The organism is Diaminobutyricimonas sp. LJ205, assembly GCF_009755725.1.
GTDB lineage: Bacteria > Actinomycetota > Actinomycetes > Actinomycetales > Microbacteriaceae > Ruicaihuangia.
In genome coordinates this window covers 167,489-186,181 of record NZ_CP046619.1, presented here as the reverse complement: position 1 = coordinate 186,181, position 18,693 = coordinate 167,489, and the positions used below count along the sequence as shown (strand labels likewise).

The 18,693-nt window shown below is 66.8% G+C and carries 25 protein-coding genes; 10 read left to right on the top strand and 15 right to left on the bottom strand.

The features are described 5' to 3' along the window. Positions 1-55: 55 nt before the first annotated feature. From ccsB to GO591_RS00935, 5 genes are read right to left on the bottom strand one after another with little or no spacing between them, the layout of a single operon-like run. Positions 56-1,033: a c-type cytochrome biogenesis protein CcsB gene (gene ccsB / locus GO591_RS00955; protein WP_473964363.1), complete on the bottom strand. Its 978-nt coding sequence runs from the start codon at positions 1,031-1,033 to the stop codon at positions 56-58. After that, entirely contained in the window at positions 1,030-2,625 is a 1,596-nt protein-coding gene (gene resB / locus GO591_RS00950) for a cytochrome c biogenesis protein ResB (RefSeq protein WP_157155090.1), read from the bottom strand. Before resB ends, ccsB begins: the two co-directional genes overlap by 4 nt. Then, positions 2,603-3,334, bottom strand: a complete 732-nt coding sequence (locus tag GO591_RS00945) for a cytochrome c biogenesis CcdA family protein (protein ID WP_370455315.1) — start codon at positions 3,332-3,334, stop codon at positions 2,603-2,605. The genes resB and GO591_RS00945 overlap by 23 nt, the downstream gene beginning before the upstream one ends. Beyond that, on the bottom strand, positions 3,335-3,928 hold the full coding sequence (locus GO591_RS00940; protein ID WP_232466226.1) for a TlpA family protein disulfide reductase: 594 nt from the start codon (positions 3,926-3,928) through the stop codon (positions 3,335-3,337). It abuts the gene before it with no gap. Continuing rightward, positions 3,925-4,566, bottom strand: coding sequence for a histidine phosphatase family protein (locus tag GO591_RS00935; RefSeq protein ID WP_157155089.1), 642 nt, complete (start codon positions 4,564-4,566; stop codon positions 3,925-3,927). Before GO591_RS00935 ends, GO591_RS00940 begins: the two co-directional genes overlap by 4 nt. 37 nt (positions 4,567-4,603) lie before the next feature. Between GO591_RS00935 and aspS the strand changes: the two genes are divergently transcribed. Next, positions 4,604-5,944: an aspartate--tRNA(Asn) ligase gene (gene aspS, locus GO591_RS00930; RefSeq protein ID WP_167137235.1), complete on the top strand. Its 1,341-nt coding sequence runs from the start codon at positions 4,604-4,606 to the stop codon at positions 5,942-5,944. A 134-nt stretch (positions 5,945-6,078) separates the two neighbouring features. On the opposite strand, the gene GO591_RS00925 is transcribed toward aspS, so the two are convergent. Beyond that, entirely contained in the window at positions 6,079-6,375 is a 297-nt protein-coding gene (locus GO591_RS00925) for a Dabb family protein (RefSeq protein ID WP_157155088.1), read from the bottom strand. Further along, on the bottom strand, positions 6,372-6,626 hold the full coding sequence (locus GO591_RS00920; protein ID WP_157155087.1) for a glutaredoxin family protein: 255 nt from the start codon (positions 6,624-6,626) through the stop codon (positions 6,372-6,374). Before GO591_RS00920 ends, GO591_RS00925 begins: the two co-directional genes overlap by 4 nt. A 35-nt stretch (positions 6,627-6,661) precedes the next feature. Between GO591_RS00920 and GO591_RS00915 the strand changes: the two genes are divergently transcribed. Beyond that, positions 6,662-7,426 (top strand): HAD family hydrolase, encoded by a 765-nt coding sequence (locus tag GO591_RS00915; protein WP_157155086.1) that lies wholly within the window; start codon positions 6,662-6,664, stop codon positions 7,424-7,426. Between the two features lie 75 nt (positions 7,427-7,501). On the opposite strand, the gene GO591_RS00910 is transcribed toward GO591_RS00915, so the two are convergent. The 3 genes from GO591_RS00910 to GO591_RS00900 form a co-directional block, all read right to left on the bottom strand. Next, positions 7,502-7,600, bottom strand: coding sequence for a 30S ribosomal protein bS22 (locus GO591_RS00910; RefSeq protein WP_003792170.1), 99 nt, complete (start codon positions 7,598-7,600; stop codon positions 7,502-7,504). A 102-nt stretch (positions 7,601-7,702) separates the two neighbouring features. Next, positions 7,703-7,897, bottom strand: coding sequence for a helix-turn-helix domain-containing protein (locus GO591_RS00905; protein ID WP_157155085.1), 195 nt, complete (start codon positions 7,895-7,897; stop codon positions 7,703-7,705). 86 nt (positions 7,898-7,983) lie between these two features. Beyond that, a complete protein-coding gene (locus GO591_RS00900) occupies positions 7,984-8,442 on the bottom strand; it encodes an ArsR/SmtB family transcription factor (protein ID WP_157155084.1) in 459 nt (152 codons plus the stop codon). Between the two features lie 69 nt (positions 8,443-8,511). On the opposite strand from GO591_RS00900, the gene GO591_RS00895 reads away from it, so the two are divergent. Both GO591_RS00895 and GO591_RS00890 read left to right on the top strand, forming a co-directional pair. Beyond that, positions 8,512-9,957, top strand: a complete 1,446-nt coding sequence (locus GO591_RS00895) for a TrkH family potassium uptake protein (protein ID WP_157155083.1) — start codon at positions 8,512-8,514, stop codon at positions 9,955-9,957. Further along, the gene (locus GO591_RS00890; protein WP_157155082.1) at positions 9,950-10,621 is read left to right on the top strand and encodes a potassium channel family protein; all 672 of its coding nucleotides are present in this window, start codon (positions 9,950-9,952) and stop codon (positions 10,619-10,621) included. Before GO591_RS00895 ends, GO591_RS00890 begins: the two co-directional genes overlap by 8 nt. A gap of 17 nt (positions 10,622-10,638) precedes the next feature. Here GO591_RS00890 and proC read toward each other — a convergent pair whose 3' ends face one another. Further along, positions 10,639-11,472, bottom strand: coding sequence for a pyrroline-5-carboxylate reductase (proC, locus tag GO591_RS00885; RefSeq protein WP_157155081.1), 834 nt, complete (start codon positions 11,470-11,472; stop codon positions 10,639-10,641). 23 nt (positions 11,473-11,495) lie between these two features. Between proC and GO591_RS00880 the strand changes: the two genes are divergently transcribed. Further along, complete coding sequence (locus tag GO591_RS00880; protein ID WP_157155080.1) at positions 11,496-12,458, top strand: cation diffusion facilitator family transporter; 963 nt, start codon at positions 11,496-11,498, stop codon at positions 12,456-12,458. Positions 12,459-12,548: 90 nt separating this feature from the next. Then, positions 12,549-12,782 (top strand): TFIIB-type zinc ribbon-containing protein, encoded by a 234-nt coding sequence (locus GO591_RS00875; protein WP_157155079.1) that lies wholly within the window; start codon positions 12,549-12,551, stop codon positions 12,780-12,782. On the opposite strand, the gene GO591_RS00870 is transcribed toward GO591_RS00875, so the two are convergent. After that, positions 12,783-13,214, bottom strand: a complete 432-nt coding sequence (locus GO591_RS00870) for a nucleoside deaminase (protein WP_157157710.1) — start codon at positions 13,212-13,214, stop codon at positions 12,783-12,785. A gap of 46 nt (positions 13,215-13,260) precedes the next feature. Here GO591_RS00870 and upp point away from each other — a divergent pair, with 46 nt between their 5' ends. The 4 genes from upp (at position 13,261) to GO591_RS00850 (ending at position 16,520) form a co-directional block, all read left to right on the top strand. After that, positions 13,261-13,893 (top strand): uracil phosphoribosyltransferase, encoded by a 633-nt coding sequence (gene upp / locus GO591_RS00865; RefSeq protein ID WP_157155078.1) that lies wholly within the window; start codon positions 13,261-13,263, stop codon positions 13,891-13,893. 301 nt (positions 13,894-14,194) lie between these two features. Then, positions 14,195-14,935 (top strand): winged helix-turn-helix domain-containing protein, encoded by a 741-nt coding sequence (locus GO591_RS00860; protein ID WP_157155077.1) that lies wholly within the window; start codon positions 14,195-14,197, stop codon positions 14,933-14,935. A 304-nt stretch (positions 14,936-15,239) separates the two neighbouring features. Continuing rightward, positions 15,240-15,680, top strand: coding sequence for a MarR family winged helix-turn-helix transcriptional regulator (locus GO591_RS00855; RefSeq protein WP_157155076.1), 441 nt, complete (start codon positions 15,240-15,242; stop codon positions 15,678-15,680). Positions 15,681-15,683: 3 nt separating this feature from the next. After that, a complete protein-coding gene (locus GO591_RS00850; RefSeq protein ID WP_157155075.1) occupies positions 15,684-16,520 on the top strand; it encodes a hypothetical protein in 837 nt (278 codons plus the stop codon). A gap of 18 nt (positions 16,521-16,538) precedes the next feature. Here the strand turns inward: GO591_RS00850 and GO591_RS00845 are convergent, their stop codons facing one another. From GO591_RS00845 to GO591_RS00835, 3 genes are read right to left on the bottom strand one after another with little or no spacing between them, the layout of a single operon-like run. Then, positions 16,539-16,907: a hypothetical protein gene (locus GO591_RS00845; protein WP_157155074.1), complete on the bottom strand. Its 369-nt coding sequence runs from the start codon at positions 16,905-16,907 to the stop codon at positions 16,539-16,541. 33 nt (positions 16,908-16,940) lie between these two features. Further along, positions 16,941-17,783, bottom strand: a complete 843-nt coding sequence (locus GO591_RS00840; RefSeq protein ID WP_157155073.1) for an ABC transporter ATP-binding protein — start codon at positions 17,781-17,783, stop codon at positions 16,941-16,943. Beyond that, positions 17,780-18,688 carry an ABC transporter ATP-binding protein gene (locus GO591_RS00835; protein ID WP_198295513.1) on the bottom strand — a complete coding sequence of 303 codons (909 nt, stop codon included), beginning with the start codon at positions 18,686-18,688 and terminating at the stop codon, positions 17,780-17,782. Before GO591_RS00835 ends, GO591_RS00840 begins: the two co-directional genes overlap by 4 nt. Positions 18,689-18,693 lie beyond the last annotated feature (5 nt).

The following is an 18,693-nucleotide window of genomic DNA, read 5'->3' as shown; positions in this document are numbered from 1 at the left end:
CGCTCCGGGCCACCCGGAGGTCTCGACAGGCTCGACCAGCGGGGAGGGCGATCGCTTACAGCCCGCTGTACGCGTGCAGCCCCTTGAAGAACAGGTTCACCACGCCGTAGTTGAACAGGATCGCCGAGAAGCCGATGATGGCCAGCCACGCCGAGCGGGTGCCCCGCCAGCCGCGGGTCGCACGGGCGTGGATGTAGCCCGCGTAGAGCACCCAGATGATGAAGGTCCAGACTTCCTTGGTGTCCCAGCCCCAGTACCGGCCCCAGGCGCGTTCGGCCCAGACCGCGCCGGCGATCAGGGTGAAGGTCCAGAACACGAAGCCGACGATGTTGATCCGGTAGGCCAGGTTCTCGAGCCGCTCGGCCGTGGGCAGCGACCGCAGGAAGCGCAGCTTCACCTGCTGCAGCTCGGCCGACAGGCTCTCCCGGTGGCTCTGCATGAGCTGCACCACCGACAACGCGAAGCCGAGCGCGAAGAATCCGGTCGCCAGTGACGCGACGAAGACGTGGATGACCAGCCACCACGACTGCAGCGCGGGCGGCAGCGGGATGACGGCCACGTAGAAGCTGACCGTGGAGACGCCGAGGATGACCAGGACCAGGCCGACGACGAAGGTGCCCAGGAAGCGCAGGTCCTCCTTCAGGAGGGTGGCGAGGAACACCGCGGTGATGATCAGCGTCATCGTCAGCGAGAACTCGTACATGTTCGCCCACGGCACCCGGCCGGCGGCAAGCCCGCGCAGCACCGTGGCGACGAGGTGGATCACGAAGCCGAGGATCGTGAGTGCGATGCCGACCCGCAGCGACGGCGACGCCTTCTCGCGCGGCGGCTCCGCGGGCTTGATCTTCTCAAGCACCGCGACCGAGGCGCGATTCTGCGCGGCAGCGGCGAGCTGGCCGGTGGCTGCCGCGACCGCGGGCTTCGCGGCCGAGCGGCGGGAGAGGTCAAGCGTGAACGCGACGAACGCGAGCGTGTACACGGCCATCGCCGAGTACACCAAAACGATGGAGAAGGAATCTAGGGCAGCGTTCACGAGGGCATCCTACGCTTCAGTATTTCGGTGTGCTGCCGCGCGAAATCGTCGACGGCGGCATCCAGGGTGGGGTCCTCACCGCGGGCGAGACCCGCGTATTCGAGGCGGGTGGCGCCATCCGCACCCTGGGTCGCCTTGACCCAGAGCCGACGACGCGGAACGAACAGCGCGGCACCCAACCCGGCGAGGATCAGGATCGCGAACACGAGAACCCACCCCTGCGACGGGTCGTCGTGGATGTCGAGGCTGACGAAGCGGCGCAGTTCGGTGAACTCGACCTTGCCGAGACCGTTCGGCAGGTCGACGCTCTCCCCCGGAGCCAGTTCGAGGGCGGCGACATCCGTCTCCCCGCCGGCGACCTGAGTCATGTCGTCGGTGTTGAGCTCGTAGACGGACTTGGGCACGCCGGAGTCCAGGCCGAGATCGCCGGTGAAGACGTTCAGGGTGAGCAGCGGGTTCCCGGGTTCCGGGTGCGCCGACGCGAGCGCGCCGCCATGCCCGTCGGCGGCCCAGGGGTAGAAGAAGCCAACCAGTCCGAGCTGCTCGGGCAAGGCATCCGGAACCTTGACCACTCCGACGCTGGTCAGGTTGCCGTCCTGCGGCAGGAACGGCACCGCCTGCGAGAAGGCCACGTTGCCGTTGCCGTCGTACACGGTGATGATCGGCGCGTACCCGTTGCCGAGCAGGTAGGCCACGTTGTTGCCGACCGACATCGGCTCGTTGACCTTCACGACGCTTTCCTGCGGCTCCTCGCCGCGGATGGTGGCGGTGACGGATGCCGCGTAATCCAGCGGCACCGCGGCGCCGGTGGTGTTGTCGATGCCGTATTCAGCGGTGAAGCTGTCCAGCGTGAGCGAGTAGGGCACCAGTTCGGACTCGCTGAAGAACCGTCCGGGGTTGAACGAGTCGTAGTTCGCGAGCACGTTCGTGAACGACTGGCCCTCGACGATGACCTTCTGCCCGTTGTAGCCGAAGCCGCTGACGATGCCGACCGCGAAGAGCAGACCGACCATGGCCGCGTGGAAGACGAGGTTGCCGGTCTCCCGCAGGTAGCCGCGCTCCGCCGAGAGCGAGGTCCCGTAGCGCTCGATCCGGTACCGCTGTTTGCGGAGCAGGGTGCGTGCGTCGTCGAGGGCGGTTTCGGGGTCGACGGTGGTGTGGTTTTCGGTGTATCCGGCGAGGCGTTGCAGCCGCACCGGGGTCTTCGGCGGGCGCGCCTTGAGCGCCTGCCAGTGGTGCTTGGTGCGCGGGATGATGCAGCCGACCAGCGAGATGAACAGCAGCAGGTAAATCGCGGAGAACCATGCCGAGCTGTAGACGTCGAACAGCTGGAACCAATCCAGCACCGGGAACAGGTCGGGGTGGTCGGTCTTGTACTGCACGACGCCGTTGGGGTCGGAGCTGCGCTGCGGCACGAGCGACCCGGGGATGGCGCCCAGCGCAAGCAGCAGAAGCAGCATCAGCGCAGTGCGCATGCTGGTCAGCTGCCGCCAGAAGAAGCGGACGTAACCGACGAAGCCGAGCTTCGGCTGCGTGATCGGTTCCGCAGTCGGGACGGAGTCGACGTGGTCAGAGGGGCGTAACGGTTCCATCGATCACCCCCTGCAGCATGAGCATGAGCTGTCGCCACACGCCGGTGACCATGAGGAGGCCCATCAGGATGAGCAGGCTGCCGCCGGCGATGTTGATCGTGCGCACGTGCCGCTTGACCCAGGCCACCGAGCCGCTCACCCAGTCCAGACCGAGCGCGACCAGCATGAACGGGATGCCGAGGCCCAGGCAGTACACGGCACCGATGATCGCCGCCCGACCCGGGCTTTCGCCGAGCGCCAGCGTCGACACCGCTGCGAGCACCGGTCCCATGCATGGCGACCAGCCCACCGCGAACACGGCGCCGAGCACCGGGGCGCCGGCAAGACCTGCGGTGGGGCGCCAGGTGGGCTTGATGGTGCGCTGCAGGAAGGTGACCTGCCCGATGAAAGCCAGCCCGAGCACGATCACGATGGCGCCGGCGATCCTCATCAGCAGGTCCTCGTAGACGGCCATGAAGGTGCCGACCGTGGAGATCAGGATGAAGAAGCCGAGGAAGACGACACTGAAACCGAGCACGAACAACGCCGCGCCGAGCACCATCCGGCCGCGGCGGATGTCACGGGCATCCGTGATCCCGCTGACATACGCCAGGTACCCGGGCACCAGCGGCAGCACGCACGGCGACACGAAGGCGATCAGCCCGGCCAGCAGCGCGAGCGGCAGCGCGAGAAGCATGCTGCCATTCGCGACGATGTCAGCGGGGCCCACCTACGCGTCCTCGGCGAGCGTGTCGCTGACCAGGGTGGAGAGCACGGACGGGTCGACGAGGCCGTTGATCCTGGCGGCCACGCGTCCCTCGCGGTCGAGCACCAGGGTGGTGGGCACCGCCTTGGGCGACACCTTGCCGGCGAATGCCAGCAGCACCGGGGTCTCCGATCCCGCCTCGATGATCGACGGGTAGGTGATGCCGTAGGTGCGGGCGAATGCCAGCGAACCTTCGGCGCCGTTGTAGAGGTTGACGCCCAGGAACTCGACCCCTTCAGGCTTGAATTCCTCGTAGACGTCCTGCAGGTCGGGGGCCTCCACCCGGCAGGGCGGGCACTCGGCGTACCAGAAGTTCACCACGAGGATCTCCTCCGCGTAGTCGGCGCTGGAGACGGTTTCGCCGGCATCGGTCTCGCCCTCGAAATCAACCGGTTCACCGCGTTCAGCGACGGGGATCTCGGTGATCGTTCCGTCACCCGAGACGTAGTTCTCGGTGGTGCCGTCCCGGTACGACGCGGCCAGCGGATCGGTCGTGCACCCGGCGAGCAGGGTCGCGGCGGCGACCGCGAGGGCGGCGGGAAGAAGACGGCGTCTCACACGGCTCCAAAGTCGACGGATGCTGCGAGCAAGTCTCGTGCAGGATCCTGATAGTTCACCTCAGCGAACACTGTGCCCTGTCGCGTGAGCGTGGTAATGCTCGACAGGTTGCAGCGTCGACGGCGGGGGTCGTGGTAGAGCTTCTTGTCGGTCACGCTGCGGTGCACCATCCAGATCGGCAACTGGTGGCTGACCAGCACCGCTTCGCCGCCGTCCTCGGTCGCCTGCCAGGCGTCCTCCACCGCGGCGAGCATGCGGGCGGCGATCGAGACGAACGGTTCACCCCAGCTCGGCTTGAACGGGTTGGTGATCCACGGCCAGGACTCCGGCCGGGTGAGCACCTGCGGGCCGAACTCGAACTTCTTGCCCTCGAACTTGTTCGTCGGCTCGATCAGCCGGTCGTCGGTCTGGATGTCGAGGCCGAACTTCTTCGCCCAGGGAGCGGCCGATTCCTGCGCGCGCTGCAGCGGGCTCGCGTACAGCGTGGTGATCGGACGGCCGTCGAGGGCCTCCGCGGCATTGGCCGCCATCCGGTGTCCGAGTTCCGACAGGTGATAGCCGGGGATGCGTCCATAAAGAACGCCCTCGGGATTGTGAACCTCGCCGTGCCGGACGAGATGGATCTGCCTCGCTACCACCTGTCCAGTGTAAGAGCGGCAGCTAGACTCGGTTGCCGTGACTGAACGCACCCTGATCAAGAACCTTGCCGCCCTCGCCGACGGCCCCGTGACTGTCTCTGGATGGGTGGACACGGTGCGTGATCAGAAGAAGGTGCAGTTCATCGTGCTGCGCGACGAGTCGGGCGCGGTTCAGCTGGTCAACCCGGCAACTCGTGAGATCGACCCTGAGGATGCGGCATCCGAGGCCCGCCTCGACCTGACCGAGACGATCTCGGGTCTCAGCGAGGGCAGCTTCATTAGCATCAGCGGTGAGCTGAAGCACGATGAGCGGGTCAAGCTGGGCGGCATCGAGGTGAAGATCGGCACGCTGGATGTCGCCAGCCGGGCGATCCCCGAAACGCCGATCGCCGATGACACCGCGATCGACAAGCGCATGGACTGGCGCTTCCTCGACCTGCGTCACCCCAAGCAGAACCTGATCTTCCGCATCCAGACCACGTTCGAGCACGCGCTGCGGCAGTACTGGATCGACAACGACTTCATCGAGATCCACACCCCGAAGCTGATGGCCTCGGCGTCGGAGTCGCGCGCTGAACTGTTCGAGGTCGAGTACTTCGACACCACCGCTTACCTCGCGCAGAGCCCGCAGTTCTTCAAGCAGATGGCCCAGCCAGCCGGCTTCGGCAAGGTCTTCGAGATCGGCCCAGCGTTCCGCGCCGACCCGTCGTTCACCTCGCGGCACTCCACCGAGTTCACCTCGATCGACAGCGAGATCAGCTGGATCTCGTCGCACGAGGACGTCATGGAGCTGCACGAGGAGCTCATGGTCGCCGGCATCACCGCAGTCAAGGAGAAGCACGGCGCCGAGATCGAGTCGCTGTTCGACGTCACCCTCGAGGTTCCCAGCCGGCCGTTCCCGCGGATCCCGCTCGCCGAGGCGAAGCGCGTCGTCGCCGAGCGCGGTTACGAGATTCCCCGCCACGACGACGACATGGACCCCGAGGGCGAGCGGCAGATCGCGGCCTGGGCCAAGGAGACCTACGGTCACGACTTCGTCTTCCTGACCGACTACGCCTCGAGCATCCGGCCGTTCTACCACATGCGGCACGAGGGCGACCCGTCGCTCACCAACAGCTACGACCTGATCTACCACGGCGTGGAGATCTCCACCGGCGCCCAGCGCGAGCACCGCATCGACACGCTCGTCGCGCAGGCGAAGGACAAGGGGATGGACCCCGAGGAGCTCGGCTTCTACCTGGACTTCTTCCGCTACGGGGTGCCGCCGCACGGTGGCTTCGGCATGGGCCTCGCCCGCGTGATCATGCTCATGCTCGGCCTGGGCTCGATCCGCGAGGTGACTTACCTGTTCCGCGGGCCGAACCGCCTGCTGCCCTAGGACGCACTTCCCCCGGTGATTGAGGAGCGCGCGACGAAGTCGCACGCGTCTCGAAATCACCTATCCGAGTAACAGATTTCGAGACGCGTCACTCGCTACGCTCGCGGCGCTCCTCAATCAGCTGGAGGGCGTGACTAGACCTCGAAGTCGACGCAGCTGCGCTCGGCGACGTGCCCGCGGATCATCGGCAGCAGCGCCTGGTGCGCGGGGTGCTCCTGGTATCCGCCGAGGTCGTCAAGTGAGTCGAAGTCGGCGACCAGTGCAACTTCCCAGTTGCCGTTGCCGAGCACATCCGCGCCCACCTTGATCGCGCGGATCTGCGGCACGACGCCGTCGAGCGCGTTCAACGCGTCGGCGATCTCGGTGGCCTGCGCGGCGCGGGTCGAGGCGTCCGCCCCATTGAGTTTCCAGGTGACGACGTGACGGATCATTCGGATGCTTCCTCCAAAGCCTTGCGCAGACGGTCGGGGTTGACCCGCCAGATGTTGTGCACCTTGTCGTTGATCAGCACGACGGGAATCTCTTCCACGTACTTCGCGTGCAGATCCTCGTGCTCGAGGATCGACAGTTCCTCGAACGCAACGTCGTCGAAGTCGGTCAGTACGGACTGCACCACGGCACGCGCATCATCGCAGAGATGGCAGCCGGGCTTGCCGACGAGAGTGAGACGAGTGGGGGGCACGCTCCCAGCCTAGGCGCCGACTACGATGGTGCCCGATGTCTGACGCGACGCCCCCGAGCGATAGCCCGATCATCGCGTTCTTCGACGTGGACAACACGCTCATGCGAGGCGCAAGCATCTACCACTTGGGGAAGCGGGCCTTCCGCCGCGGCTTCGTCACCGTGCGCGACATCATGATGTTCGCCTGGCATCAGGCCCGGTTCGTCGCCGTCGGCGAGAACAAGCGGCACCTCTCCACCATCAAGGACCGCGCGCTCGAATTGATCGGCGGGCACTCCGAGCCGACACTGCGCAGCCTCGCCGAAGAGATCTACGAGCGAGACCTGTCGCACCGGCTGTGGCCCGAAACCGTGCAACTCGCCAAGGAGCACCTGGCCAAGGGTCACGAAGTCTGGCTGATCAGCGCGACGCCGGAGATCGTGGCACAGGTCATCGCGCAGGAGCTCGGGCTGACCGGCGCGCTGGGAACCCGGATCGAATCGGTGGACGGCATCTACACCGGCAACCTGGAGGGTCCGGTGCTGCACGGCGAGCGCAAGGCGGTCGTCGCCGAAGAACTGGCGCGCCGCAAGCGTGCGCGGCTGATGGACTGCTGGGCGTACAGCGACTCCCGCAACGACATCCCGCTGCTGAATTTGGTCGGCAACCGGGTCGTGGTGAACCCGGATGCGAGCCTCGCCCGGTACGCGAAGGCGCGCAGCTGGCCGGTGCTCGAGCTGAAACCGTCGAGCATCCGGGAAGCCCGCCGCCGGGTTCGGCGCGAAGCCCGGGCCGTGCGGGTCAAGCCAAAGCGCCGGTAGGCAGAGCCGGCAGCCAGAGCCGGTAGGCAAAGAAAAAGCGCCAACCCCGAGGGGCTGGCGCTCAGCAGTTGGCTGCTACTTCTTGTTGCGACGCTGGTGGCGCGTCTTACGAAGCAGCTTGCGGTGCTTCTTCTTCGCCATACGCTTGCGGCGCTTCTTAATTACGGAACCCATAAGGACCTCACTGATTTCTGAACAAGACACCGGGTCCGTTCAGAACCGCGGAAAATGTACCGGGGCAGTCTACCGCGCCCAGCTGGAATGAGCGAACGCGGTTCAGCCGACGTCGGTGAGCGGCTGCTGGATCAGGTGTTCAACGGCCGACTCCGGGATGCGGAAGGACCGCCCAAAACGGATCGCGGGCAGTTCGCCCGAGTGCACCATGCGGTACACCGTCATGTTCGAGACCCGCATCATCTCTGCGACCTCCGCAACGGTGAGGAACCGCACCTCGGAGAGATCACGCGCCATCGTCTTCCCTTTGCTGTTTGGAACACTCGTTACGGGTGTGACTGGAGTGTCTGATCGCAACAATAGGGGCTGGAGTGACTCGTCGTCTACTCCCCTGTGGGCTTCTTCTTCAGCCAGGGAATACGCCTGCTGACCTGCTCCTGAGCGTCGTGAATCGCGGTCCGCGCCTGGTGCAGACCGTCCGCCGTGACCCGGCCGATATTGCTGCCCACTTCGGTGCCGGCCCAGGCTGCGTAGGCGGCCGAAGCGTTGCCATCCCAATCGGCGCTGAGGAACGGGATGAGCCAGTCCTCGAGTTCCTCGAGCGGTGAGACTTCCAGCCGGTAGTACCGGTGCTGACCGTGGTCCCGGACGGTGACCATGCCGTGCTCGCGGAGCACCTTCAGGTGCTTGGAGACGGTCGGCTGACTGACCCCCAGTCGCTCCACGAGTTCGCCAACGCTGATCTCTCCGGTCGCCGAGTCGGGCGAGGTGTAACGCTCGCGGAGGGCTTGCAGAAGATCACGTCTAGTCGCGTCGGCAACCACGTCGAAGATGTCGGCCATCCCAACAGGGTAGCCAGCACCCACGAGGAGTACCATGACACGCTGTCACCAATAGTTGGGGGTTGAACCATGCGCGCGAGCGTAGACCGTCGGGGGTTTACCCGCGGTGAACCCCGCACCGCGCTCGGGCGTCTGCGCGACGTCGTCGACCGAATCACCGAATCTTCGCCGTCCCGGTTCGCGATCCTCGTCTTCACCTCCTTGATCCTGATCTGGACGGTGCTGCTGTCGCTGCCGATCGCGACCAGGGATCGCAGCGCCACTCCGCTCACCGACGCTCTCTTCACCGCCGTGTCAACGATTTGCGTGACCGGCCTGTCCACCGTGGACATGGGCACGCACTGGTCGGGCTTCGGCAACGTCGTCATCCTGCTCGGCATGAACATCGGCGGCATCGGCGTGCTGACGCTGGCGAGCATCATGGGCCTGGTGGTCTCGCGCCGACTCGGGCTGCGGCAGAAATTGATGGCAGCGAGCGACAGCAACCCGCTGCGCATCCATCACGGGCCAGTCGTCGAGTCCCAGGCAATCCGCCTCGGCGATATCGGCAGCCTGCTGGCCACCGTCGCGGTGAGCGCGTTGATCATCGAAGCCGGAGTCACCCTTTTGATCGCACCCCGTCTGATGGTGGCGGGCGCGGATCCGTGGACGGCTCTCTGGGAGGGCTTCTACATCGCCACGTCGGCGTTCACCAACACGGGCTTCATGCCCACGCCCGAGGGCATCGCGCCGTACGCGACCGATCCGTGGATGCTGACCGCGATCGCGATCGGCGTCTTTCTCGGTGCCATCGGCTTCCCGGTGATCTTCGCGCTGGCGCGCGGCTGGCGGAACCCGCGGCGCTGGTCACTGCACGTCAAGCTCACCCTGGTCACGACGATCGCGCTGATGTTCCTGGGCGCCATCGCGATCTGGGTACTCGAGTTCAACAACGCGGCCACGCTTGGGCAGCACGACGGCGCCGCGGCTCCGATGACCGCGGTGTTCATGTCGATCATGACCAGATCGGGCGGATTCGCGACCATCGATATTGCGGAAATGAACGGCTCCACGCTGCTGGTGACGGACATGCTGATGTTCGTCGGCGGCGGCTCGGCGTCCACGGCAGGTGGCATCAAGGTGACCACCCTGGCGGTGCTGTTCCTCGCCGCGCTGGCGGAAGCCCGTGGCGACCGCGACATGCAGGCATTCGAACGGCGGATTCCGGTCGACGTGCTGCGGCTGTCGGTGAGCGTCGTCCTGTGGGGGGCGACCATCGTGGCCAGCGCGTCGATTGCGCTCATGCACATCACCGGCGAGCGCCTCGATTTCGTGCTGTTCGATGTCATCTCGGCGTTCGCCACCTGCGGCCTGTCGACTGGCTTCACCGCAGAAGCACCCGACAGCGCGCAGCTCATTCTTGCCGCGACGATGTGGGCGGGCCGCGTTGGTACAGTGACCCTCGCCGCAGCGCTTGCCGCGAGCCAGCGCCGTCAGTTGTTCACCCGAGCCGAAGAAAGGCCCATCGTTGGTTGAGAGAATCGCGCACGACGCGCCCGTGCTGGTGATCGGCCTCGGCCGGTTCGGCGCCGCAACCGCTGGTCAGCTTGACCGGCTCGGCCGCGAGGTGCTGGCCGTTGACGCGGATGCCGCGCTTGTGCAGAAGTGGTCGGAGCGGGTCACCCACGCGGTGCAGGCCGATGCCAGAAGCATTGACGCGCTCCGGCAGATCGGCGCTCAGGACTTCTCGATCGCGGTCGTCGCGACCGCCTCGGCGATCGAGGCGAGCGTGCTGATCACCGCGAACCTCGTCGATCTCAAGATCCCGCAGATCTGGGCCAAGGCGATCAGCCAGTCGCACGGCAAGATCCTCGCCCGGATCGGCGCGAACCACGTCATCTACCCCGAAGCCGAAGCCGGCGAGCGCGTGGCGCACCTGGTGTCCGGCCGGATGCTGGACTTCATCGAGTTCGATGATGAGTTCGCCCTGGTCAAGATGTACCCGCCGAAGAACGTGCGCGGCCTGTCACTGGCCGAGTCGCAGGTGCGCAAGAAGTACGGCATCAGCGTCGTCGGCGTGAAGTCTCCCGGCAAGGAATTCACCTATGCGACGCCGGAGACTGTGGTCTCCAGCCACGACCTGATCATCGTGTCCGGCCGCAGCGGCGACATCGAGAAGTTCGCCACCCTGCAGGCGTAGAGCTCCCCAACCAGCGGCTACCCAGCCTCGGCGGCCAGTTCCTTCGTCCGGGCGAGGGCGGCGGCAGTGGCCCGGTCGAACAGCTCCTTGAGGCCGCCCTGCTCGAGCACGGCGACGGCCCGCTCGGTGGTGCCCTTCGGACTGGTCACCCGGCGGCGCAACTCGGCCGGGTCCTCCCCGGTGTGCCGCAGCAGCTCGGCGGCGCCGAGGAAGGTGTCCCCCACCATGGTCGCGGCCTGCTCGGCCGTGAAGCCAAGGTCGACCGCCGTCTTCGTGAGCTGCTCGATCAGGTAGAACACGTAGGCCGGACCCGATCCCGAGATCGTGCCCAACGCGTCGATCTGCTCCTCGGGCACGACCAGCACTGATCCCACGGTCTCGAACAAGGTCCGGGCAAGGTCGAGCTCGGCATCCGTCGACCTGGTTCCCGCCGCCAACCCGGTGACCGCGCGCCCGACGACCGCGGGCGTGTTCGGCATCGCCCGCAGCACGGCGCCAGGCACGATTGCCTCCATCGCGGCGATGGGCACACCGGCCGCGACACTGACCACGACGGCTCCTGCATCGAGCGACGGACCCACCTCGCGTAGCAGGTCGGGCACCATGCCCGGCTTGACGCCGAGCACCACGAGCTTCGCGCCGGCGACCGCGAGATGGTTCGCCCTGGGTTCCACCTCGGTGGCGTAGCTGGTCACCGCATCTGATCGCAGTGCATCCGCTTTGACCGCGGTGCGATTGGTGACGCGGATGCCGCCACTCACGTTCACGCCGGGTTTCAACAGCCCGGACAGGATGGCGCCTCCCATCGAACCGGTTCCAAGGATGGCAATGGCAGGCAGTTCGACGCTCATCGCGCCATTCTAAGATGAGGGTTATGAGCGCTAGCGGCGGAACTAAGGCAGTCATCGCGGCACTACTCGCGAACACCGGAATCGCAATCACGAAGTTCATCGCCTGGGCGTTCTCGGGATCCAGTTCAATGCTCGCCGAGTCGGTGCACTCGGTCGCGGATGCCGGCAACCAGCTGCTGCTGCTGCTCGGCGGCCGGCGCGCGAAGAAACAGGCCGATGCCGAGCATCCCTTCGGGTACGGCCGCGAACGCTACCTGTGGGCGTTCGTGGTGTCGATCGTGCTGTTCAGCGTCGGTGGCATGTTCTCGATCTACGAGGGCATCGACAAGCTCACCCACCCGCACGAGCTTGAAGTGCCTTGGTTGCCGGTGCTCGTCCTGGTCATCGCGATCGTGCTCGAGTCGTTCTCGCTGCGCACCGCGGTCAAGGAGTCGCTGCCGCACAAGGGCAAGGGCAGCTGGACCGAATTCGTGCGGCACGCCAAGTCGCCCGAGCTGCCCGTCGTGCTGCTCGAGGACATCGCCGCCCTGCTCGGCCTGGTCTTCGCGCTGATCGGCGTCGGGCTGACCATCCTCACCGGAAACCCGCTGTTCGACGCTCTCGGCACCCTCGCGATCGGTGCACTCCTCATCGTCGTCGCACTCGTGCTCGGCGTCGAAACGCAGAGCCTGGTGGTCGGCGAAGGCGCCCGTCCCGACGACGTCAACCGCATCCGCGACGCGATCAACGGGCACTCCTCGGTCGAGGCCCTCATCCACATGAAGACGCTCTACCTCGGGCCGGACGAGCTGCTGGTGGCCGCGAAGATCGCGTTCCCGCGCACCGACAAACTTGGCCAGGTCGCGGCAGCGATCGACGAGGTGGAGAAGACCATCCGCGCGGCCGTCCCGGTGGCCCGTGTGATTTACATCGAGCCCGACGTGTACCGTGGCAACCCCGACGAGCATCCGTCCACGGATGCGATTGTGATCCGCGCGGCCGACTGACCGTCAGATTCCTCCAACCTTGCCGCAATAGCGTCAAGGCGACGAAAGGTTCCTCAATATGCAGTGCCCCATTGACGGCTCACCCTGACCATGTCGGAGCGCTCGGGCGTCGAGATCGACTACTGCCCGCAGTGTCGCGGCGTCTGGCTCGACCGCGGAGAACTCGACAAGATCATCGAACGCGCCGGCATGCCGGCGGCTCCGTCGCGGCCGGCCCCCGGCTTCGACAACCGCGGGAACCAGCGCGGCTACGGCGACCGCTCGTACGGCCAGCCTTACGGCAAGCGCAAGAAGGAAAACTGGCTCAGCGAGCTGTTCGACTGATCAGCGGCGCTGCTCGAAGAATTCGACGAGCAGTTCGGCGCAGGCCTCGGCCTGAACGCCCGCGATCACCTCAACCCGGTGCGGCAGGCGGCGGTCACGCAGCAGGTCGTGCACGCTGCCGACCGCGCCGGCCTTCTCGTCCCACGCACCGAAGACCACCCGCGGGATCCGCGCGGACAGGATCGCGCCGGCGCACATCACGCACGGCTCGAGGGTGACGACCAGGGTGGCATCGGTCAGGTGCCAGTCGCCGACGGATGCCGCGGCCTGCCGGATCGCGACGACCTCGGCGTGCGCGGTCGGGTCCTGCAGAAGTTCACGTTCATTGCGGCCGACGCCGATACGGCGCCCCTCGCCGTCGAGCACAAACGCGGCGACGGGAACGTCCCCCGTCGCCAGTGCGGCACGCGCCTCGGCGACCGCCTCGAGCATCCACTCGTCGTATCGCCCCACCAGCACCTCCACTAGCCTTGAGCCTATGCGAGTGCACGTAGCCGACCACCCTCTCGTCACCCACAAGCTGACGGTGCTGCGTGACAAGCGCACCCCATCGCCGACTTTCCGGCAGTTGACCGAGGAGCTGGTCACCCTGCTCGCCTACGAGGCCACCCGCAATGTGCGCGTCGCCCCGGTCGACATCGAAACCCCGGTCGCCCCGACCACCGGGGTGCAGATCGCCTCGCCGCGGCCGCTGGTCGTGCCGATCCTCCGTGCCGGGCTCGGCATGCTCGAAGGAATGACCCGGCTGCTGCCGACCGCGGAGGTCGGTTTCCTCGGCCTGGTGCGCGATGAAGAGACCTTGCAGCCGGTGACCTACGCCGAGCGACTGCCCGACGACCTGTCGAACCGGCAGTGCTTCGTGATCGACCCGATGCTCGCCACCGGCGGCTCGCTGATCGCGGCGATCGACTATCTGTTCGCGCGCGGGGCGGTGGATGTCACGGCCGTGTGCCTGCTCGGCACCCCAGAAGGGCTCGCCGCTGTGGATGCCGCGACGCAGGGCCGCGAGGTCACCATCGTGCTCGGCGCGCTGGATGAGCGCCTGAACGAGCACGGGTACATCGTGCCCGGCCTCGGCGACGCCGGAGATCGCCTCTACGGCCTCGTCTGATTTGACTTTTCCCGCGTGCGTGCAAGAAACTTGCACGCATGACTGACAACGTTCGCACCCTGACCTCGGTTGAGGCTCACGGGACTGCTGGCATCATGATGCCCGCGAACAATGTCATGTGTTGTCGAATGTGTGCCTAAAGGCCGCCATCGCCGAGTTCCACCACCCATCGCGTGGGCTGAACTCCCGGGCTCGTTCCTCTCATAACAGGACGCGCCCCGCACCGCTCGAAAACACCGAAGGCAATTCCCCTCTTCATTACGAGGCCTTCACCTCCTCTTTCTTTTGAAGGAACGCTGTAATGACTCTCGCACTTGACCTCGCCCGTCCCTCCTACTCCCCCGCCGTCCAGGCCGCGCCGGCCCAGACTGCCGCGCCCGCACCCCGGCCGACTGCGCCGCAGACCGCTGCGCCGCGCCTGCGCGCCGTTCCCGAAGGCACCGAAGCCCGCGGATTCGTTCTCTATGTCGGACTCGATGAGGCGAAGGCTGCCGCTGCCGGCACCGACCTCGGCGCCATCGTCGACGCACTGAAGAAGCTCACCGCTGCCCTCGCTCCGGACGCCGAGACCCACGCTGCCGTCGCCCTCGCGCCGGAGGGTGCCGGTGGACGCGACGTGGACGTGGTGCGCTTGGCCCTGCAGGATCCCGCAGCGCTGGCGAAGCGCCGCCAGGCGACCGAACCGGAGGCCGCCGAGAAGCCCGCCGAGGGCGTCATCGTCGACCTGTCCCGCAAGCGCGTCGTGCTCGACGGCGAAACCGCCCCGCTCACCTACAAGGAGTTCGAGCTGCTGCAGTACCTCGTGCTGCGCGAGGGACGCACCATCGAACGCCACGAACTGATCGAGGCGCTCTGGAGCGACGGCGACGAGGGCGAAGCTCCGAACGAGCGCACCATCGACGTGCACGTCCGCCGCCTGCGGTCCAAGCTCGGCGCCTACGAGGACATCGTGCGCACCGTCCGCGGCGCCGGATACCGTTTCGACCGGCATGCGGATGTCTCGATCCGGTACGCCAGCACGCCGAGCCCCGACTTCTTCTGAGCCGTTCGGGGTTCCCGGATCTCGCTCATAGGAAACTTCCAGAAAAATAACGGTTCGGTAACTAGACGCCGTTACCGGACCGTTATATATTCATAGAGCGTTAGTTGTTTGCTGTGGCAGCTACCGCGGAATGTGATTGCAGGACACTCTTGGTGCAAGGGAGAGGGCCGGTCGTTAGCCTCAACGACCGGCCCTCAATCACGTTAAGCGCCGCGGCCGCGGATCGAGCCTGCCGAGATCTCGACGAGTTCGATCCGCGGATCTCGATTTTCCATCACTCGTTGCATACGTATAGACTTGGCGCGTGAGTGACCACTCCGCGATCGCCGTTGATGCCTGGGAAGCGCTGTTCCGCGCCCAGGTGGTTGTGCTGCGCGAGTTGAACAGCGAGTTTCCCGCCGATCTCTCCCTCAACGAGTACGACGTGCTCTACAACCTCTCGCGCCAGCCTGACCGCAGGACGCGCATCCGCGATCTCAACCGGGTGTTGCTGCTCACGCAGCCAAGCGTCAGCCGGCTGATCGACCGTCTCGTCAGCCGTGGGCTGGTCACCAAGGCCTCCGACCCGGGCGACGGCCGCGGCATCATCGTGGCGCTCACCGACGACGGCTATGACCTGTTCCACCGAGTGGCGCTCGGCCACGCCGCCTCCATCAACAGACGCGTCGGTGGCGCGCTGACCGACGACGAGCTGCTCCAGCTCACCGCGCTCTGCACCAAGCTGCGCATCGCCGGCGAGGGCTGACGGATGCCGCGGGCACGCCTGGTCGCGCTGCTCGCCTGCCCGCTCGTTCTGCCGCTCGCATTGACGGGCTGCACCACCGCCGTCGTCGACAACCCCGCCGATGGCGTGAGCGTGCAGCTCGCCCAGTTCCGCTCAGACGTCACCGACCGGCGCCTGCAGCTGCGGGTGGTGAACGACGGGGACAGCGAGATCACGATCGGTGCCGCTTCCCTCGAGTCAGACGGCCTGTCCGAGCCTGCTCGGTGGTCGGGCGGCAGCTCGAGAGTGCCCGCGGGCGGGGCACGGGACCTGCCGGTAATCCTTCCCGCGCCGGATTGCGACGACTCGGGCGCCGCGGTCACGGTCGCGCTGACGCTCGAGTCGCCCGAGGCCATGATCATGCACGTCACCCCGGCCGACGAGCTGGATGTGCTCGCCTCGGTGCTCCGCCAGGACTGCTTCGACCTCAGGGTGGCCGAGCGCGTCACGATCACACCGGCAGCAGCGATCCGCACCGAGACCCGGGATGGGGAACTGGTGGCCCTGCTCGACCTGGACTTCGAACCGACCCAGCCCGTCACCCTGCTCGCCGTGCGCGGAACGAACCTGCTCTACCCGTCGAGCGGCGCCTCGACGTGGCCGTTCGACACCGAGCTGACCGACGCCCGCACGATCACGCTGGACATCGTGCCCACGCGCTGCGACCCGCACGCGGTCGCGGAGGACAAGCGCGGCACGCTGTTCCCGGTCGAGCTCAACCTGGGCGACGGCCAGGGCCTGATGTACGTGCCGGTCTCCGACGACGTGAGGGGTCAGCTGTACGACTTCGTGGCCGCGCACTGTGGCTGGCCGGCATCCTGACCGCTGAGCGCCAGACCCTCAGTCGCCGCCACCGCCGCCGTCGCCACCGCTGTCTCCCCCGCTGTGCCACCAGCCGGAGCCGTCACTGCTGCCGTCACTGGCCGACCTGGACGCGGTCTGCCGCGCTCGGCGAAAACGATTCTTGAACGCGGGGTACTTCACGCCCTGGGACCACTTGCCGAATCCCGCGGCGAGGATCACGATCACGCCGCCGACGAGAGTAAGAAAGAGCACGTTCTGGGTCGACTCTGGCCACTGCTGCGGGATCCCGAACATGGCTGGGACGAACCCGATCAGCACCAGCGCCACACCAGTCCCCTGCATCCGGCCGAGGAACCGAATGGTCTTCTCGAACTCCGCGTACTCCTGATCCCGCTTCTTGCCCACCTCACCATTCTGTCTGGTCAGGTGAGCCGCCAATCAGACGCGGTCAAGCGCGGCCGGCAGCTCGCTGCGCCACTCGGCGGGAGCCTCGGCGGCCGGCGCAGCGGGCAGGACGCCCAGCCCGTCGGGCTCGGGTATCGCCCCGAGCAGCGCCCGGGTGTACGGATGCACCGGGTCGTTCCAGACGCGCTCGGTGACGCCGGATTCGACAACCTTGCCGCGGTACATCACCACGGTGCGGTCGGCAATCAGTCGAACGATCGCGAGGTCGTGCGAGATGAACAGCAGCCCGGCGCCGGCGTCCAGAGCGAGCCGGCGCATCATGTCGGCGACGGATGCCTGGCTCGACGCGTCCAGCGCTGAGATCGGCTCGTCGGCCACCAGCAGGTCGGGCCTGGCGGCAAGCGCCCTGGCGATGGCCACCCGCTGCCGCTGGCCGCCGGAGAGCTCGTGCGGATAACGCGTGACCATCGCCGTCGGCAGGCCGACCCGCTCCAGCCACTCCTCGGGCGAGGAACCGGACTCGCCGCGCGCGAGCGCCGCCTTGATGCCCTCCGAGATCTGCGTGCCGACCCGGATGCGCGGGTTGAGCGAGGAGTTCGGGTCCTGGAAAACCATCTGGATCGAGGTGAAGCGCTTCTCACGCCGACGCACCCCGAGCAGCGGAACGGTGCTGTCGCGGTAGCGCACCGCGCCGGAACGGGGCTTCTCCATGCCGACGACGGCACGGGCGAGGCTCGACTTGCCGCATCCGCTCTCGCCGACGAGCGCCAGCACCTCGCCGGGGGCGATCGACAGTGAGACGCCGTCGACGGCACGCACCACCGAAGTGCCGTGATACTCGATGACCAGGTCGCTGACACTCAGCAGTGCGCTCATACCATGTCCTCTATCGAAAGCTCGCGCGGGGGCGCGATCACCGGCTCAGTCGGTCCGGGCGTCGGTGCGCTCGGCAACGAGGCCAGCAGCTCACGGGTGTACTCGTGTTGCGGATCGCCGAAGATCTGCTGCCTGGTGCCCGACTCGACGATGGCCCCGTGGCGCATGACCGCCACGTCGTCGGCGATCGCGCTCATCACGCCGAGGTCGTGCGTCACCAGGAGCACGGCGAGCTGACGCTCGTCAGCGAGGTCGCGCAGCAGGTGCAGGATGCCGGCCTGCACCGTGACATCCAGCGCCGTCGTCGGCTCGTCGGCCAACAGCACGACAGGGTCGCAGGCCAAGGCGATCGCGATGGCAATGCGCTGCCGCTGGCCACCGGAGAACTGGTGCGGGTAGCGCCCGAGGGCGTCTTCGGGGTTCGGCACCCGCACGCGCTCCAGCAGCCCAAGCGCGTGCACGCGTGCCTCGGCCTTGCTGAACTTCAGGTGCTTGCGAACGTGGTCGGTCAGCTGAGAACCGATCGTGAGCTGCGGGTGCAGGCTCGACGACGGGTCCTGGAAGATCATCGCGATGCGGTTGCCCCTGATCGCGTTCAGCTGGCGCCTGCCCATGCCGATGAGCTCGGTGGCGCCTCGGGCACCCGAGTCGCTGCCGGCCAGCTTGATCGAGCCGCCGACGACGGCATTCGCGGGAAGCAGCCCGAGGACCGCGAGCGAAGAGACGGTCTTGCCCGAACCTGACTCGCCGGCCAGCCCCTGGATGCGACCGGGCGTCAATTCGAGGCTGATACCGGTGACGATCGGCTTCAACGCCTTTCGTCTCCCGATGCCGATGGTGAGATCGCGGATGCTGAGCACGGGCGTGACGCCCTGCGCTGCGGCATCCGTTCCAGTCGTTGTCACGGTGT

What these genes read in the sequence shown, in the direction of transcription:
- resB (WP_157155090.1), bottom strand. Translation starts at nt 2,625, where the DNA reads ATGGAACCGTTACGCCCCTCTGACCACGTCGACTCCGTCCCGACTGCG.
- GO591_RS00910 (WP_003792170.1), bottom strand. Translation starts at nt 7,600, where the DNA reads ATGGGTTCCGTAATTAAGAAGCGCCGCAAGCGTATGGCGAAGAAGAAG.
- GO591_RS00840 (WP_157155073.1), bottom strand. Translation starts at nt 17,783, where the DNA reads ATGAGCGCACTGCTGAGTGTCAGCGACCTGGTCATCGAGTATCACGGC.
- upp (WP_157155078.1), top strand. Translation starts at nt 13,261, where the DNA reads ATGCGAGTGCACGTAGCCGACCACCCTCTCGTCACCCACAAGCTGACG.
- proC (WP_157155081.1), bottom strand. Translation starts at nt 11,472, where the DNA reads ATGAGCGTCGAACTGCCTGCCATTGCCATCCTTGGAACCGGTTCGATG.
- GO591_RS00915 (WP_157155086.1), top strand. Translation starts at nt 6,662, where the DNA reads ATGTCTGACGCGACGCCCCCGAGCGATAGCCCGATCATCGCGTTCTTC.
- GO591_RS00905 (WP_157155085.1), bottom strand. Translation starts at nt 7,897, where the DNA reads ATGGCGCGTGATCTCTCCGAGGTGCGGTTCCTCACCGTTGCGGAGGTC.
- GO591_RS00900 (WP_157155084.1), bottom strand. Translation starts at nt 8,442, where the DNA reads ATGGCCGACATCTTCGACGTGGTTGCCGACGCGACTAGACGTGATCTT.
- GO591_RS00925 (WP_157155088.1), bottom strand. Translation starts at nt 6,375, where the DNA reads ATGATCCGTCACGTCGTCACCTGGAAACTCAATGGGGCGGACGCCTCG.
- GO591_RS00870 (WP_157157710.1), bottom strand. Translation starts at nt 13,214, where the DNA reads ATGCTCGAGGCGGTCGCCGAGGCGCGTGCCGCACTGGCGACGGGGGAC.
- GO591_RS00860 (WP_157155077.1), top strand. Translation starts at nt 14,195, where the DNA reads ATGACTCTCGCACTTGACCTCGCCCGTCCCTCCTACTCCCCCGCCGTC.
- GO591_RS00875 (WP_157155079.1), top strand. Translation starts at nt 12,549, where the DNA reads ATGTCGGAGCGCTCGGGCGTCGAGATCGACTACTGCCCGCAGTGTCGC.
- GO591_RS00880 (WP_157155080.1), top strand. Translation starts at nt 11,496, where the DNA reads ATGAGCGCTAGCGGCGGAACTAAGGCAGTCATCGCGGCACTACTCGCG.
- GO591_RS00850 (WP_157155075.1), top strand. Translation starts at nt 15,684, where the DNA reads ATGCCGCGGGCACGCCTGGTCGCGCTGCTCGCCTGCCCGCTCGTTCTG.
- GO591_RS00895 (WP_157155083.1), top strand. Translation starts at nt 8,512, where the DNA reads ATGCGCGCGAGCGTAGACCGTCGGGGGTTTACCCGCGGTGAACCCCGC.